Consider the following 15,983-nt stretch of genomic DNA (forward strand, 5'->3'; position numbering starts at 1 on the left):
TGCGCTTGCAAGCCGCATGCGGACACCTCGCCCGTTCCTCGCAGGCTGTTATTCGCGGTGTCGGCAGAAACAGGCAGGTCTCCTGGCTTCCGGTAATTCCTCCGGCGCCTTCCCGAAGAGGCTGTCTTCAGTGGCTGTGCCATTGCCGGAGGATGCCGCCGCATCAGGCTTGTTCTTTAGGCCTGGGGGCATCCGGTTACAGTGGCGGGACCGCAGCGGTATTGCACCGCGTTTCCCTATTAAGCTCGGACTCTAGTAGAGAGTCAAGCACCTGTTTCCACTATATTTTGTTGTGCTCATTTAAAGTTAACCCAATATATTGTGTTTGTAAACATGTTTTTGTGAGCCCAGGCGTGGAGCGGGCTGAGGGGGCTTACCCACAATTACTCCACAAATCATCCACAGGTAATCCACAGCCTGGGCCTAAGTTATGCAGGATTTTTGCCGCAAATTATCCGCAAATATGCCACAAAGACTTCAAAAAAGCAGTGCGTTTGACACTTTGAAAACAATTAATGGCAGAGATTTGTGGGAGTGCGGCAGAATTGCTACAATAATGAAAGTAGCTGTAGCCATTAATAATAGGAGGGGGAATTTACATGGCCATTGCCGAAGTGACAGTCATTCCGATCGGAACGGGCAGCACCAGCCTCAGCAGCTATGTCGCCGATATGCAGCGTGTGCTGCAGACGTTGGAGGGAATTACGTACGAGCTTACTTCCATGGGGACGATTATTGAGGGACCGATGCCGCGTATTCTGGCGGCGGTAGAAGCACTGCATGAATCGCCGTTTGCTGCGGGAGCACAGCGGGTATCCACCTCGCTGAAGATCGACGACCGCCGCGATAAGCCTTCTACGAGCCGGAGCAAGCTGGAAGCGGTGGAGCGCAAGCTGCAGGACAAGGGCTAAGCGACCGGATTAAGGCTTGAGAAAAAACACTTGTGTTTTTGCGTGAAAGTTGTATAATATTTTTTGTTTGACGGCAAAAAAGCTTCACGCTGGTGTAGCTCAGGGGTAGAGCAACGCACTCGTAATGCGTAGGCCGGGGGTTCAATTCCCTTCACCAGCATACTTAAGAATGCCATACGGCGCGGTTTCCCGGGATTTCGGGACCGCGCCTTTTTTCTGTACAAGCATCAACTTCTACCATTCTTCTACCCCACACTTGGGAGTTACAGAAGGAGCTGAAGCGGTGCAACGTCTGCTTTATACCGGAAGAACAGGATGACTTCATATCGTATTATAAAATCTTCTTCCGGGACTACGAAGAGCAATTCGGCCTTACCCCCGATGTGATGCGTTCGGAGATAAGCTTGAGGCTGATCAGGTATACTTCAGAGCTTGGCTTAGTGTTAAAAGAGCATTCAAAATAAGTAGCTATGGAAAAATACCCTGCAGTCCTGTTTCACCTGGTAAGTTCGTTCCTAACTTCTAATTTAATAAAAGCCCTACTTGACCAGTTCGCCAAGTAGGGCTTTACCTGTTTACTTTTCTTGAAGTTCTTCGCGGTCGTCAATGTTTTCTTTACATAAGTCACTTTTTCGTTCAATACTACGGTCGCCATAATCGTTCTTTGACTGTCTTCAAGCTGCAAGACATTCAATGGTGTGGGCAACGGGATTGCCTCCTGATCCTCTATCCGGCTCATTATAGTAAGCTTTAACACTTCATTCGCTCGTCTCACGGCTTCATCAATATTGTCGGCCTGAGACAAGGCTTCTTCGAGATCGGGGAATGAGATTTCTATATGCTTATCCGTGAAGTTCAATACTGCAGGAAATGAATAGCTCTTTTTCAAAATAGACACCTTCCCATTTTTGAGATTTGATTCTCAATTTATATTTATAGAAGGAGGGGCTAAAACTTAAGTCCCGTCTTCTTTTCGATATCTTTCAAAATATGTAGTGCTACATCTTTCACCGGATGGGTAATTGTGACCTTCCCCTTTAAATGGGGTGCTTGAATTGAATACGTATTACAATGCTTTTGTTTGGCAATAGGTTCGTTTTGGGTTTGATTGCGTGATGGAAATTAAAACGCCCTGCAGACCATTGCGGCCAGAGGACGTTTTTTACACAAAGCAGATATTTAACAATTCGCGATCGATTCAAAGTTAGATGTATAGACCCTTAAATTCGTTGCAGCGTATTTATCCGACGTGCTGAAAGACTAACTCCCCATTTTAAATTCAGGGTGCAGCTATACAGGTCGGCGGGCTTTTTTATTTTCATAAAACATATGGTAAACTTTAGGGAAATAAGCTGGAGGGATGGATATGCGTAAGGGTACTATAACTTTACTGTTTTTAGTTTTACTACTTACTGCTTGCGGATCTTCAGATGGCGGGTTTAGCACGAAAGACTTAGCCATACAAAAGGTGGGCGATGATCAAGCAGTTGTTAGATATGGAATGAGTCGTGTTGATGCGGAAAGTATTCTGGGTGAAGAGGGAGAACTAGAGAGTGGTAATTCATTCTCATATAGCTCAGGAGTAAAAGTGATGTACCGGGAGGATAAAGTAGCCGGCATTTATTTGACCGAAGAATCAGAAGGTGCTTATGAGACGGCCGCTGGTTTAAGCAGTGGAATGAATAATGATGATGTTAAGAAGATTTATGGGGATCATTATCTAAGTGATCTTGAGAATAACCTGGATTATGCATACGATTCAGACAGCGGGCAGTACTTAAAAGAAACAGAATGGGCAAAAAAATTTGAGGATGATACGAAGATTTATTTAATTTCGGTTATATTTGATGGTCAAGGATCTGCACGGACTATTATGCTAACAGATCGGCAAATGGCGTTAACTTTTAGGTGAAATTTTGAACAGTAGCACACCTGAAAATGGCAAACGGCGCGGTTCCGGTTTCCGGGCTGCGCCGTATTTTTCATTCATCCATAGGTGTAATATCCGTAAGGTGTGTTCTCTGAAAGAGATTGGATTTGTACCTGATAAAGTAATAATTATTTTCAATTAGTTGGTCAGTTAGATCGGAGTTGGTATAAACTTTAGTGGTTTTTGCAGAAAGGTTTTTTACTACAATGTGTTCTTTTTCTAATTGCAACAGCTGAGCCTTTTCTATGGTAATGGAGTTGCTGGTGCCGAAAAGGATTCCCATACAAATGATAAAACAGGCCAATAATGCAGGTAATGGTTTTTTCATGCGTAGCCCTTATCCTTACTGGGCCATACCCGGAAATGAACGGAACGCCACAAACCCGATAATGATGCAGAACACACCGACCACCCGGATGAAGAGCAGTGTCACAGGGCTGGGATTGCCGCGGTAGCGCCGGTTCAATTCCCAGCCGATTTGCGGGAAAATGGCGTAAAATGCGCCGGCAATCATGAAGAAGATCGGGACGATTTTGAATAAAATCATATAAAGCCTCCTGGAAAGATGGATGGTTTAGAATACGTTTATCCACGGGCAGTGTTCGTGGTATCCTCCTTTTTGGCTAATTATAGCATTTACTTCCATGCAGGCACAGCGATATCGTTGATTCCGGCAAGGCCTGAATTTATCCAATCCAGGTTTGATAGGCGTAGATCCCGAGGCAGTGTTTCGACTATAAGAAACCACATAAGATCACCTCGTCCATTGATGAGGTTAATTACCCGGTTGAAGGGGATGGAAAAGCGATGGATAGAAAAAATCACCAGATTAAACAACTGAAGGGGCTCTTGCTCCAAGCCTGGTCACTGGAGTCCAGCTCCAAATGGACGGCAGAGAATCCGGCCTGCGGGCAATGCGGCGTGACGGCGCTGGTCGTTCAGGATGTGCTGGGCGGGGAGCTGCTGAAGACACCTTTGTCTGAAGGTTGGCATTTCTACAACTTAATCGGAGGGGAGACTCTGGATTTTACGGCATCCCAGTTCAGCAAGCCCATTCAATATCATGGCCTTGCGGCGAGCCGGGAGGAAGCTTTCGGGGACACCAATCAGATGCAATATACTTATCTGCGGCGGCGGGTATTGGGATTATGGAATCAATAATAAGGCGTTGCCTGAAAAAAAGTTCGCGGTTTTAAGCTGTTTTTTAGGAAATCATCAGCTAATTTTCAGGTTCGGGCGGTATATTGGAAATACCAAACACCCCCCAGTGTTATATGGTACCCTGAAAGGCCCTGCCACCTCCCATGGCAGGGCCTTATTATTTGCGTTTCGGGAGAATGGCTGCGCCTGGTTAGCCGGGGGCCTTTAAGTGATAGTATCCGTTGTCCTGGATTTAGCCGGAGGTGTTCTTCTTTCTCCTAACCGGTATGTTCGGAAGGTTCAAGGCCCAGATATCTGCGCATCTGGAGGGCGGCTTGTGCAGCGATGACATCATCCAGCAGGAGCATCCGTTCATGATAACCCCGGCAGAGATATTTGGCCTCCACGCCGCTGTCCAGCCGGTTCTGTTCATATACTTTAAGCCCGCGTGACCTCATTTCGGCGCGTACATTCCTGAGATCGGCTACGACCTCGTTTGCTGCACTGCGGAGCACCTCCACATAGGGAGCCGGAGTCCGCAGATGTGCGGACATGATGGCGGCGTCCCGCTCGAAGGCCGTTAAAACCAGCGGAAGCAAAATGTAGGCTTTCACCAGCAGGTTGTCACAGCTTTCCACTCTATGCATCTCTGTCTCACCTCGAAAGGGAACGTATATTCGCATTTTACCCTAAGCTGCTCAAAGGAAGCAACAATATTTTTATGGCAAGAGATAGGTGTGATATTTTTCACAATAAAATGAATTAAAAACGTGTATATTAAATTTGAAATATAAATCATTTTAAATAAGGCTTCTAAAAAGGAGAATAACGATGGTACACGAAGGAAATCTCCGCCGCGGTTTGTTGTTTGGACTTATTTTTAGCGTCCCGTTATGGATGTCTTTGATTGGCTGGCTTCAGTTGATTTAAAACAATGCGAGCACGGCTGCTTAAGAGAATGCAGGGGACATGTGCGATAAGTATAATAAATGACCATGACTGTTGCCTTGATTGAAGACAATGGTCTTTTTGTTGTAGGGGCAGAATAGAAAGATTAGGAAATTAAACCCAGAAATCAAGAGTAATATTAATAGTTCTAATATACTAAATTTTAAATACTTAACTTTTGTTAATTGATATTCATAAGAAGAGTCTGAGATTAAACATCGGATCGCAGTGAAATCAAAAAACCTTATGTATCAAGGTTTCATCCGCTATCTAAACGGTTTAAAATTATGAGGAATAGATTGACAATAGCCCCGGAGACAAATAAACTGAAGTTAGTTCTAAAGTAATAAATGTCATAGACTTGTCTGTTATACATAACTAAAATAAGCAATTTGTCATGTAAATCGCAAACCGCATGAAAGTGCGGGACGCAAAGCCAGGAATCTACAGCTTCGCTCTTTCGAAGTCAAGATCGTCCGGCCGCCATGAAGCTCGTCTTCCTGGCGGTCTTTTTGTTGTTATCCTTTTTATTTCAAATCATAGGATAGATTATTGGAGGTGCGGTGAATGAACAGGAAAATGCTTAAACAAGCCGCCGTGATTATGCTGATTGCTCTTGTAGCGGGAGGTGCTTCCTGGGGATGGAGAATACAGGCCGCCGCCGTTAAGCCGTATAACCCGACCCCGGTATTGGGGATAGCGGGAAATTTTAATGCTTTTACTTTTAGTGATTTTGAGCAATCGAACGACCAGATTCACGGGAGGCTTGCTGCTGCGGGAAACATCACGCTGCAAAACTACGGTGTGGCCGAGGAGGACGCCGGAGGAGACGTGCTGGTCGCAGGCGGAAACTTCAGTATGACCAACGGAACGGTGTTCGGAACCGCTGTTTATGGAGGGAAAATCAGTACGGGCGGAGTGAATTTGAAAGAGACTCCACGTAAAGATACGCCGATCGATTTTGTCGCTGAAGAGCAATTTCTGCTGCAGCGTTCAAGTGAGCTTGCTGCGCTGGAATCAACTGCTCCACTTGTAAAAGATGAGGGGAAAGTAATAATCAATGCACAGCAGAGTTATAACGTTATCCCGATGACTGCCGCCGATTGGGCGGGTACCACCGGGATGCGTTTCAATATTGCTGACGGTGCAACGGTTATTATTAACACTAACGGGACCGATGTGAGAATTCCTGACTTTAGTATGTCTAGTATGTGGGGAGGGAAACCGGAGCAGGTGCTGTTCAATTTCTATGAAGCGACTTCACTGCAGATAGGACATACTACCTTTGAAGGATCAATTCTGGCGCCAAAAGCGGACGTGTTTTACGACCGTGCTGAACTGCACGGTACGTTAATTGCCAAACATTTCAGCGGTTTGGTGCAGATGCACTGGGAGCCTTTTAGCGGCCAGGAGCCACCGGTCAAGCCGACGCCAACGCCAACGGCCACACCGACGTCGACGCCAACGGTGACACCGAGTGAGGAGCCGACGGCGACACCAACAGCCCCGCCGAGCGAAGAGCCAACGGCGACGCCAACGGCCCCGCCGAGTGAGGAGCCAACGGCGACACCAACGGCCCCGCCGAGCGAGGAGCCAACGGCGACACCAACGGCCCCGCCGAGCGAAGAGCCGACAGCGACTCCAACGGCCCCGCCGAGCGAAGAGCCGACGGCAACGCCAACGGCCCCGCCGAGTGAAGAGCCGACAGCGACGGCAACGGCCCCGCCGAGTGAAGAGCCGACGTCGACGCCAACAGTAACACCGACGGCAGGTCCGACGCCGACACCGTCGGAAGAACCGACGCCGACACCGGGGCCAACGCCAACGCTGACGGCTCCGCCGAGTGAAGAGCCGACGGCAACACCGACTGCCCCGCCGAGTGAGGAGCCGACGGCGACACCGACGGCTCCGCCGAGCGAAGAGCCGACGGCGACACCGACGGCTCCGCCGAGCGAAGAGCCGACGGCAACACCGACGGCCTCGCCAAGTGAAGAGCCAACGGCGACGCCAACCGTGACGCCGACAGCAGGTCCGACGCCGACACCGTCGGAAGAGCCGACACCGTCACCGGGGCCTACGCCAACGCCGACACCAACGGTGACACCGAGCGAAGAGCCAACGGCGACACCAACGGCCCCGCCGAGTGAGGAGCCGACGGCAACGCCAACGGTCCCGCCGAGTGAGGAGCCGACGGCGACGCCAACCGTGACGCCGACGGCAGGCCCGACGCCGACACCGTCGGAAGAACCGATGCCGTCACCGGGTCCAACACCAACGCCGACGCCAACGGTGACACCGAGCGAAGAGCCGACGGCAACACCAACGGCCCCGCCGAGTGAGGAGCCGACGGCAACGCCAACCGTGACGCCGACAGCAGGTCCGACGCCGACACCGTCGGAAGAGCCGACACCGTCACCGGGTCCTACGCCAACGCTGACACCAACGGTGACACCGAGCGAAGAGCCGACGGCAACACCGACTGCCCCGCCGAGTGAGGAGCCGACGGCGACGCCAACCGTGACGCCAACGGCAGGCCCGACGCCGACACCGTCGGAAGAACCGATGCCGTCACCGGGTCCAACACCAACGCCGACGCCAACGGTGACACCGAGCGAAGAGCCGACGGCAACACCAACGGCCCCGCCGAGTGAGGAGCCGACGGCAACGCCAACCGTGACGCCGACAGCAGGTCCGACGCCGACACCGTCGGAAGAACCGATGCCGACACCGGGGCCAACGCAGACGCCGACGGCTCCGCCGAGTGAAGAGCCGACGGCCACACCGACGGCAGCGCCGAGTGAAGAGCCGACAGCCACGCCAACGGCCCCGCCGAGTGAGGAGCCGACGGCGACGCCAACCGTGACGCCGAGCGAAGAGCCAACGGCGACACCGACGGCCCCGCCGAGTGAAGAGCCGACGGCAACACCGACTGCCCCGCCGAGTGAGGAGCCGACGGCGACGCCAACCGTGACGCCGACGGCAGGTCCGACGCCGACACCGTCGGAAGAACCGACGCCGACACCGTCGGAAGAACCGATGCCGTCACCGGGTCCAACACCAACGCCGACGCCAACGGTGACACCGAGCGAAGAGCCGACGGCAACACCAACGGCCCCGCCAAGCGAGGAGCCGACGGCAACGCCAACCGTGACGCCGACAGCAGGTCCGACGCCGACACCGTCACCGGGTCCTACGCCAACGCCGACACCAACGGTGACACCGAGCGAAGAGCCGACGGCAACACCAACGGTCCCGCCGAGTGAGGAGCCGACAGCGACGGCAACTGCACAGCCGAGTGTAGATCCGACGGCAACGCCAACGACACCGCCAAGCGAAGAGCCGACAGCAACACCAACGGCAGCGCCAAGCGAGGAGCCAACGGCCCCGCCGAGTGAGGAGCCGACGGCAGGACCGACGGCGACCCCGTCGGAAGAACCAACACCGACACCGGGTCCAACGCCAACGCTGACGGCTCCGCCAAGCGAAGAACCGACGGCGACGCCAACGGCCCCGCCGAGTGAAGAGCCAACACCGACAGTGCCGGCAGCGACACCAACAACGCCAGTGGTAACGCCAACAACGCCGGTAGAGACACCAACAACGCCGGTAGAGACACCAACAACGCCGGTAGAGACACCAACAACGCCGGTAGAGACACCAACAACGCCGGTAGAGACGCCAACAACGCCGGTAGAGACGCCAACAACGCCGGTAGAGACGCCAACAACGCCAGTGGTGACACCAACAACGCCAGTGGTGACACCGGCAGCAACACCATCACCGCTTGTCTTCGTGCCGACGTCGCCGCCTGCACCAACGCCAAGCAGCATCGTGGTCAACAATGACCCGACCCCGGCGCCGACCGGCACTGAGGCTGACGATGACATCGTCATTGATGAAGATGCTGTTCCGCTCGGACCTGTCAGCAGTCCCGGGGCTGAAGGAGCAGCCGGAACATCCGGGACGCCTAAGCCCGGTCTGTCTGCAGACGCGGGTGATGAAGAGCTGATCCTGGACGATGAAGTTCCGCTTGGCGGCGTGGATACCGCTGAGGAACTGCCGCAGACCGGTGAAGCCAGTCCGCTGCCATACTATCTTGGCGGTGCGGGATTAGCCGGCCTGGGACTGCTGCTCAGCAGAACAGGCAGAACGGACAGAGGCAGACGACGCTAAGAGAGCAAATCAGCTATATATCGCAACTCTGATTTAGTACCGCCGAGGCTGTTTTCGGGAGAGCGCTATTCCCCGAAGCAGCCTTTTTTACTCGGCATAGAGCCTTTTTCTCTTGCAGCTCAGGCCGTGATATACTGGGCTCACAACGGAATGGATGGCTTAAGGCCGGAGCCGGAACATATATAGAAGGTTGGTGACGGGATTTATGTGGAGTGTAATTATGCTGGCTTTGGTTATCCTTGTCATTGGCGGGGTGGCATATGCAGGCGTCTTCTTTTACCGCCTGGCGATTAAGCGGACGCCTAAGGAATTTCTGGCCGCTGCGCCGGACCTAGCGGTACCGCCGCCGCCTGTTTCAGAGGATTCCTGGGGAGAAGGGTCGAAATGGCTGGCCCGGCAGCCGCTCCTGAAGATCCAAATCACTGCAGATGACGGGCTCCGGCTGCAGGGGCATTACCTGGCAGCGGAGCGCTCCGCAGGCAAGACGGCGATCCTGGCCCACGGCTACTCGGGCAAAGGCAAAGATATGGGAGCCATCGCCAGGCTGTACAGCGAAGAGCTTGGCTACAATGTGCTGATGCCCGATGCCAGAGGCCACGGGGAGAGCGAAGGGAATTACATTGGCTTCGGCTGGCCGGAGCGGCGGGATTATTTACAGTGGATCTCTCGGGTCATTGATGAAAGCGGAAAAGGGACGCAGATCGTGCTGCATGGCGTTTCTATGGGTGCGGCGACGGTACTGATGACTGCGGGCGAATCGCTGCCGCCGCAGGTGAAGGCTATTGTTGCGGATTGCGGCTATACATCGGTGGTCGCTCAGCTGTCCTATCAGCTGCGGCGGATGTACCATCTGCCAAGCTTCCCGTTTATTCAGAGCGCCAGCCTGGTGACAAAGCTGAGGGCCGGATATTTCTTCAGTGAAGCATCCGCACTGAAGCAGGTGCGTAAGGCGGAGGTGCCGATTCTGTTCATCCATGGCGATGCTGATACCTTTGTCCCGTACGCCATGATGGAAGAGCTGTATCAGGCCTGCCGAAGTCCCAAGGACAAGCTGACAGTGCACGGAGCGGGCCATGGCCTGGCTTATCAGAGTGATAAGGCCGCCTACACCGGGAAAGTAAGCGAGTTCTTGTCCAAATATGTTCATTAGTTAGAATAAAAAGCCTGTAAAGTAGACGCGCCCGGGCAATCCGCTTGTTCAAGCGGTTACCCGGGCGCTAATATGTTCCACGCATCGCCTGGCTTCCTGCAACAGGGAAGCCTCTGCGAAATGCGTTCTCGGTATACTTATCCCCCATCGTCCGTGAGAATGACGGGTGTCTTGATTCCTTGTTAGTTCCAGCAGCCGTATGGCGAGAATATTCCTTCCAAAACGACAAAAGCCCTACCTCTCTTTTGTCCTTGCGGCTCCAATGACCGCGCCAGTGTGAATCGGAAAAGCTCAAATTTGAAATTTATCTCGTAAAAAGGAAGAGTCATGCAAGAAAACGTAAGATTTTGTGTCCAAAATGCCGATATTAATGTGGAGGAAAGATCGGCGAAACATCTTCTTGTCAGGGATACATATACACGAAAACAAATATTTTTTAATTATACCATTAAAGATGATATAAAACAAGATGAAAAAGTGCAGCAGGGTTTGGCTGGGATGGGGGGACGAATGAATATTTATAGGGCATTTTTAAGAAGGCAGATCGGCAATTATTTGTTTGGTTCCCTGGTGGCCGTTCTGGTGGTGGGCAGTCTGATTCTGTTCTCCGCACTGCAGATCAGCGTCCGGGAATATCTTAAATTACTAATTGTCCTGCTGATTTCTTTCGGCATCATGGCAGCACTTGAGATCAGCGTGTTTTTTGCCCAAATTAAGCCGATCCGCAAGGCGATGCAGGAGCCTCATCCGACATTGACCATGCTGGAGCAGGCCTATATTCATACCCACCGGATGCCCAAATACGCAGTGCTGCGCATCATGGGACCGCATTTGCTGGGGATGGCCGTACCGGCAACGCTGATGACCTATTGGCTGATCCGCACTGGGAGGATCGATATCCCTTATTTTTACCTGCTGCTGGCTATTGCCGGAGCGGTGCTGGTCGCTGCTATGCATGCATTGATTGAGTTTTTTCTGACCAGCTCGGCTATTATTCCGCTAATCAAAGAATTCAGAAGCCGGGCGATGGACCTTTACCATGCCGATTTTTCGCTGGAGGGACATGTTTTTCTGTCAATCAGGCCCAAGTTTCTGATTACCTGCATGCTCATCGGCACCTTTCCGCTTGTCTTCTTTATTATGGCTTCGCAGATAAGGCTCCATAATTACGGGCAAGAATCCTTTAATGGTCTGCAAGGATATTGGGCATGGGCTGGCATGGTGCTGCTGATGGGAACGTTCTTCTCCTCCATTGCCGCCTGGCTGCTGACCCGGAGCGTCCAGCATCCGATCAATGAGCTGTACAATGCGATGAACCAGGTGCGGGAGGAGCAGCCGGTCCAGATCCAGGATGAATATTCCGATGAGTTCTCCAAGCTGGTCGCCGGATTCAACATGATGGTGCGTGGCCTGCAGGAACGGGAGCGGCAGAGCACCCAACTGCTGGAGAGCTTCTTCACCACACTGGCAGTTGCGCTCGATGCCCGCGATTCCTATACGGCCGGACATTCGCTGCGGGTGGCGGAATACTCCGTTATTATCGGACAGCTGGCGGGACTTGCCGGCAAAGAGCTGGATGATCTGCGCAAATCGGCGCTGCTGCATGATATCGGCAAGATCGGTGTGCCCGACAGCGTGCTGTTCAAGGACGGCAATCTGACGGAAGAGGAATTCAACCAGATCAAGAGCCACCCGGTGCTGGGCGAAAATATTTTGCTGCAGGTGGAGCCCGGCGATAAGATGGCGCCTTATCTGAGCGGGGTGCGCTCCCATCATGAGCGGTACGACGGCAAAGGGTACCCGGATGGTCTGGCCGGCCTGACTATTCCCCTGCATGGCCGGATCATCGCTGTTGCCGATGCTTACGACGCCATGACTTCAGACCGTCCTTACCGGAAGGGCATGGATCATGAAAGGGCGCTGCAGATTTTGGAGCAGGGAAGGGGGAGCCAGTGGGATCCGGAATTCGCCGGTCTGCTGCTGGCCTACTTCGGCAGAGTTGCCCAAACCGGCAAAGAGGAGTACAGCAAACGGATTGGCTGATCCGGGCATAACTGGCTGAAAGTTCCTGGTCTTCCCGTTGCAAGCGGATTTCATCCTGAATTTGGATGGGTCCGTTTTTTGCTTCCGTGTTTATTTTGTGAAATTCATCACTTAATCCGACAATTAACGACGACATTCATTGAAGGTTTGCAGGGAGACCGTTATAATTATTAAGTCTGGATTTTAATTAAAAAATAAGGGAGATTTTTATGAAACGCGCAGATATTCTGCTGGTTTCCATCGTGCTCATTGCCGCCTTGGCTTTTCTTGTTCCAAGATGGCTTTCGGATGATAAAGGCGGTCCCGGCAAAAATCTCGTGGCCAACATAACGGTGGACGGCAAGCTGTTCAAGACAGTGGAGCTTACCGAAGAAGAACAAACGATCGATGTACGGACAGACCACGGATACAACATTTTGAAGGTGCATGATTACGGCATTGAGATGTATGACGCCGATTGCCCCGATAAGGTATGCCTCGGCTTTGGCTTCATTACGCTGCCGAAGCAGACGATTGTCTGCCTGCCGCACCGGGTATTGGTAGAAATCGCAAGCGCTTCGGGGGGAGATGATGTCGATGCCTATGTCCAGTAAAGAATCCACGACCGCACTGAAAAGAACGGTGATCGTCGCCTTATTTGCGGCCGTGGCAGTAGTTCTCAGCATTGTGGAGGCCCAGATTCCGCTCGCCGGAATGGGCCTGATGCCCGGCGCCAAGCTGGGCTTCGCCAATATTATGATCTTGACCTGTATTTACTTTCTCCGCGCACGCGATGCGTTCGTCCTGGTGCTGCTCAAAACGCTGCTTACCGCATTTATCCTCGGGACCTTTTCCAGCCTGCTGTTCAGCCTCTTCGGCTCACTGTTCAGCTTTGCGGTCATGTATGTACTGGTGCGCTTCGGCGGCAAACGTCTCAGCGTCATCGGCATCAGCATCGCCGGGGGACTGGCCCATAACACCGGACAACTCCTGGCCGCGTCCATCGTGCTGAAATCGTACAGCACGTTTTATTATTTTCCGATGCTGCTGATTACCGGCGTAGTCACAGGGGTCCTGGTCGGCTTCGCCGTACGGTATGTGGTGGCATCCCTCTCTAAAATTTCGCTGTTTGAGGAGTTTCTGAAACCGGACCAGCAGCTGCGGAAGGACTGACAACATGAAGACCATTCACTCAGACAGCGCTGCTGGAGCGGCGCCGGACGTCATTACCCTGGAAAGGGTATCCTTCGGCTATGATCCGGAGCATCCCATTCTGCACAATCTGTCCCTCTCCATTCCCCGGGGCCAGTGGGTCAGCATTGTCGGGCCCAACGGCTGCGGCAAATCGACGCTGGTGAAGCTGCTGAACGCCCTGCTGCCTAAGAGCGACGGGGAGATTACGGTATACGGACACCGGCTGGAAGAGGAGACGATCCAGGATATCCGCCGGTGTATCGGCATGGTGTTTCAGAACCCGGATAACCAGTTTATCGGGGCGACCGTGGAAGAAGATATTGTATTCGGCCTGGAAGGGCTGTGTTTGCCATACGCGGAAATGGAAGAACGGCTGCAGGCGATTTCCGCCAAGCTGGGTATCGGTCACCTGCTGGAGAAGCATCCCGGCGAACTGTCCGGCGGACAGAAGCAGCGGGTGGCCATCGCTTCCATTCTCGCCATGAAACCGGGCATCGTCATTTTTGACGAGGCCTCTTCCATGTTGGACGAAGGCAGCCGCAACGAGCTGATGGAGATTCTGCAGGGAATGCGCGCAGAAGGAAACTACACGATACTGATGATCACGCATGATGCCGACGAGATTCTGGCGTCTGATCGTGTGCTTGCCCTCCATGGCGGCGGTTTGGCAGCTGATGTGACTCCGGCGGAGCTGTTTCTGGATGAAGAGCTGCTGCGGAAATGCCATCTGCGGGAGCCGTATCCGTGGCGGCTGGCGCGCGAGCTTCAGAAGCAGGGGATTCCGGCGGAGGTTCCCGCCAGTGAAAAGGAGCTTATAGACAGGTTATGGCCATCCAACTTCAGCAAGTGAGTTACACCTATGCGGACCGCAGCCTGTGGAGGCAGACGGCACTGCACGATATGAATCTGGATCTCCCGCAGGGCTCCATGGTGGGCATTGCCGGGGCGACGGGCTCCGGCAAATCCACGCTGCTGCAGCTGTTCAACGGCATTCTGAAGCCGACGCAAGGGACGGTGAGCGTCCTTGACGTCACGATCCGCGCCGGGGAGAAGCCGCCGAAGCTGCTGCCGCTGCGCCGGCGTGTAGGCCTGGTGTTTCAATTCCCGGAACAGCAGATGTTTGAAGAGACGGTGGAGAAGGACCTGATCTTCGGGCCGCTCAACTTCGGCATGAGCCCGGAGCAGGCCAAGGAGGCCGCGCGCAAGGCGATGACGGCGATGGGGCTGGACCACGGACTGCTGCAGCGCAATCCTTTCCACCTTAGCGGCGGGCAGATGCGCAAGGCGGCGATTGCATCGGTGCTGGCCATGGAACCTGAGATCCTCGTGCTGGACGAGCCGACGGCCACGCTGGACCCCGTCAGCCGCGCCGAGCTGATCGGTCTGCTGGAGCGGCTCTGCCGGGAAGAAGGGCGCACTATTATCATCGTAACCCACCGGATGGACGAGCTGCTGCCTTATGCCGACCGCTGGGTGCTGCTGCAGGAAGGCCGGCTGGCCTTTCAGGGCAGCGGCGCCGAGCTTGCCGCAGACCCTGCGGTGCTGGAGCGCTGCGGCCTGACTGTTCCGCAATCGCTCCGCTACTGGCGGGCGGTGGCGGAGCGGTTCGGCCTGACAGGTGAGAAGCCGCGGCTGACTGCGGAGAGCCTGGCCGAGCGGATTGCCGCCCTGCGGGAGCCGGGCGGCTCTGCTGCAGAAATGAGGGATCGCTATGAATGATCGGCTGCTGCTGGGACGCAGCATCGAGACTGGCTCCTGGGTGCATAAGCTGGATGCCAGGTCCAAAATTTTAGCAATGATCCTGTATCTCGTCATCATCCTGCTGGCGCATTCGTGGTGGGCGATGGCGGTGCTGGCGGTCTTCTCGGTATCCGTACTGTCTTCGACGAAGGTACCGCTCAAGTATTACCTTAAGGCGGCCAAGCCGCTGCGTTATTTAATGCTGTTTATCTTTGTGGTGCAGGCCCTCACGGTCAAAGAAGGGGAGGCGCTGTTCACCATCGGCTCTTTCTCGCTGCACGAGGGGGGACTCCGCCTGGCGGCGTTCTCTGTTATCCGGATGTTCCTGCTGATCACCTTCACTGCACTGCTTACGTTTACAACGCGGCCGGCGAAGCTGAACCAGGGGCTGGAAGGCGTTCTGACCCCGTTCAAGAAACTGGGGCTGTCGCCGGAGCGGATTACGCTGATGATCAGCATCGCCCTGCGCTTTATCCCGACGATTCTTGACGAATCGCAGATTATTATGAAGGCGCAAGCCTCGCGGGGGGCGGATCTGAAAGAGCTGCCCCTCAAAGAGAAGATGCGGATGCTTGTCTCGCTGCTCGTGCCGGTCATCTCCAGCGCGTTCCGGCGGGCGCAGGATCTCGTCTATTCCATGGAAGCTAGAGGCTTCCGCATGGATGCGCCGCGCACGAAATACCACCGCCCCGCATGGGGCGCAGCCGATAGCGTATTCATACTTATGTTTGTCATCATGGGAGTTGCAGTAGCTTTACTGTAATACTTTAGGGGG

Annotated in this window: 17 protein-coding genes, 1 tRNA gene, 1 pseudogene and 2 riboswitches; of the genes and pseudogenes, 14 read left to right on the top strand and 5 right to left on the bottom strand. The window is 53.8% G+C overall.

Annotated elements, in window-relative coordinates:
* Positions 1 to 55: 55 nt before the first annotated feature.
* Positions 56 to 290, bottom strand: a riboswitch (cobalamin riboswitch).
* 309 nt (positions 291 to 599) lie between these two features.
* The 3 genes from F1381_RS15220 to F1381_RS29360 all read left to right on the top strand — a co-directional run bounded on the left by F1381_RS15220 (position 600) and on the right by F1381_RS29360 (position 1,375).
* A complete protein-coding gene (locus F1381_RS15220; RefSeq protein ID WP_151735697.1) occupies positions 600 to 911 on the top strand; it encodes an MTH1187 family thiamine-binding protein in 312 nt (103 codons plus the stop codon).
* A gap of 88 nt (positions 912 to 999) precedes the next feature.
* Positions 1,000 to 1,071: transfer RNA gene (locus F1381_RS15225), tRNA-Thr, on the top strand.
* A 79-nt stretch (positions 1,072 to 1,150) separates the two neighbouring features.
* Positions 1,151 to 1,375 carry a YhjD family protein gene (locus F1381_RS29360; RefSeq protein WP_484549336.1) on the top strand — a complete coding sequence of 75 codons (225 nt, stop codon included), beginning with the start codon at positions 1,151 to 1,153 and terminating at the stop codon, positions 1,373 to 1,375.
* Positions 1,376 to 1,407: 32 nt separating this feature from the next.
* Here the strand turns inward: F1381_RS29360 and F1381_RS15230 are convergent, their stop codons facing one another.
* Complete coding sequence (locus F1381_RS15230; protein WP_222850447.1) at positions 1,408 to 1,770, bottom strand: type II toxin-antitoxin system HicB family antitoxin; 363 nt, start codon at positions 1,768 to 1,770, stop codon at positions 1,408 to 1,410.
* A gap of 507 nt (positions 1,771 to 2,277) precedes the next feature.
* Here F1381_RS15230 and F1381_RS15235 point away from each other — a divergent pair.
* A complete protein-coding gene (locus tag F1381_RS15235) occupies positions 2,278 to 2,823 on the top strand; it encodes a hypothetical protein (protein ID WP_151735699.1) in 546 nt (181 codons plus the stop codon).
* Between the two features lie 70 nt (positions 2,824 to 2,893).
* On the opposite strand, the gene F1381_RS15240 is transcribed toward F1381_RS15235, so the two are convergent.
* Both F1381_RS15240 and F1381_RS15245 read right to left on the bottom strand, forming a co-directional pair.
* Positions 2,894 to 3,169, bottom strand: coding sequence for a hypothetical protein (locus F1381_RS15240; protein WP_151735700.1), 276 nt, complete (start codon positions 3,167 to 3,169; stop codon positions 2,894 to 2,896).
* Positions 3,170 to 3,184: 15 nt separating this feature from the next.
* Positions 3,185 to 3,388, bottom strand: a complete 204-nt coding sequence (locus F1381_RS15245) for a DUF6199 family natural product biosynthesis protein (RefSeq protein ID WP_151735701.1) — start codon at positions 3,386 to 3,388, stop codon at positions 3,185 to 3,187.
* A gap of 260 nt (positions 3,389 to 3,648) precedes the next feature.
* Between F1381_RS15245 and F1381_RS15250 the strand changes: the two genes are divergently transcribed.
* The gene (locus F1381_RS15250) at positions 3,649 to 4,002 is read left to right on the top strand and encodes a YunG family protein (RefSeq protein ID WP_151735702.1); all 354 of its coding nucleotides are present in this window, start codon (positions 3,649 to 3,651) and stop codon (positions 4,000 to 4,002) included.
* A 257-nt stretch (positions 4,003 to 4,259) separates the two neighbouring features.
* Here F1381_RS15250 and F1381_RS15255 read toward each other — a convergent pair whose 3' ends face one another.
* Positions 4,260 to 4,628, bottom strand: coding sequence for a YhjD family protein (locus tag F1381_RS15255; RefSeq protein ID WP_151735703.1), 369 nt, complete (start codon positions 4,626 to 4,628; stop codon positions 4,260 to 4,262).
* Between the two features lie 696 nt (positions 4,629 to 5,324).
* Positions 5,325 to 5,417: riboswitch (cyclic di-GMP riboswitch) on the top strand.
* Between the two features lie 115 nt (positions 5,418 to 5,532).
* Between F1381_RS15255 and F1381_RS29285 the strand changes: the two are divergent.
* Positions 5,533 to 6,276, top strand: a pseudogene (locus F1381_RS29285) (choice-of-anchor A family protein); the annotation flags it as partial.
* On the opposite strand, the gene F1381_RS29090 reads toward F1381_RS29285, so the two are convergent.
* The gene (locus tag F1381_RS29090; RefSeq protein WP_281349921.1) at positions 6,252 to 8,771 is read right to left on the bottom strand and encodes a beta strand repeat-containing protein; all 2,520 of its coding nucleotides are present in this window, start codon (positions 8,769 to 8,771) and stop codon (positions 6,252 to 6,254) included. The pseudogene F1381_RS29285 and the gene F1381_RS29090 overlap by 25 nt on opposite strands.
* Here F1381_RS29090 and F1381_RS28890 point away from each other — a divergent pair.
* The 8 genes from F1381_RS28890 (at position 8,761) to F1381_RS15295 (ending at position 15,971) form a co-directional block, all read left to right on the top strand.
* Positions 8,761 to 9,102, top strand: coding sequence for an LPXTG cell wall anchor domain-containing protein (locus F1381_RS28890; RefSeq protein WP_246188058.1), 342 nt, complete (start codon positions 8,761 to 8,763; stop codon positions 9,100 to 9,102). The two genes, F1381_RS29090 and F1381_RS28890, sit on opposite strands and share 11 nt — an antisense overlap.
* Positions 9,103 to 9,322: 220 nt before the next feature.
* Positions 9,323 to 10,252 (top strand): alpha/beta hydrolase, encoded by a 930-nt coding sequence (locus F1381_RS15265; protein WP_246188046.1) that lies wholly within the window; start codon positions 9,323 to 9,325, stop codon positions 10,250 to 10,252.
* 510 nt (positions 10,253 to 10,762) lie between these two features.
* Positions 10,763 to 12,295 carry an HD-GYP domain-containing protein gene (locus F1381_RS15270; protein ID WP_151735706.1) on the top strand — a complete coding sequence of 511 codons (1,533 nt, stop codon included), beginning with the start codon at positions 10,763 to 10,765 and terminating at the stop codon, positions 12,293 to 12,295.
* Positions 12,296 to 12,504: 209 nt separating this feature from the next.
* Entirely contained in the window at positions 12,505 to 12,888 is a 384-nt protein-coding gene (locus F1381_RS15275) for a NusG domain II-containing protein (protein ID WP_150272181.1), read from the top strand.
* Positions 12,872 to 13,447 (top strand): Gx transporter family protein, encoded by a 576-nt coding sequence (locus tag F1381_RS15280; protein ID WP_187355372.1) that lies wholly within the window; start codon positions 12,872 to 12,874, stop codon positions 13,445 to 13,447. Before F1381_RS15275 ends, F1381_RS15280 begins: the two co-directional genes overlap by 17 nt.
* A 4-nt stretch (positions 13,448 to 13,451) precedes the next feature.
* Positions 13,452 to 14,318 carry an ATP-binding cassette domain-containing protein gene (locus F1381_RS15285; RefSeq protein ID WP_151735707.1) on the top strand — a complete coding sequence of 289 codons (867 nt, stop codon included), beginning with the start codon at positions 13,452 to 13,454 and terminating at the stop codon, positions 14,316 to 14,318.
* Positions 14,294 to 15,187, top strand: coding sequence for an energy-coupling factor transporter ATPase (locus tag F1381_RS15290; RefSeq protein ID WP_151735708.1), 894 nt, complete (start codon positions 14,294 to 14,296; stop codon positions 15,185 to 15,187). Before F1381_RS15285 ends, F1381_RS15290 begins: the two co-directional genes overlap by 25 nt.
* Positions 15,180 to 15,971 (top strand): energy-coupling factor transporter transmembrane component T family protein, encoded by a 792-nt coding sequence (locus F1381_RS15295; protein ID WP_151735709.1) that lies wholly within the window; start codon positions 15,180 to 15,182, stop codon positions 15,969 to 15,971. Before F1381_RS15290 ends, F1381_RS15295 begins: the two co-directional genes overlap by 8 nt.
* Positions 15,972 to 15,983 lie beyond the last annotated feature (12 nt).

Source organism: Paenibacillus tengchongensis (assembly GCF_008973665.1).
GTDB classification, from domain to species: Bacteria; Bacillota; Bacilli; order Paenibacillales; family Paenibacillaceae; genus Paenibacillus_AQ; species Paenibacillus_AQ tengchongensis.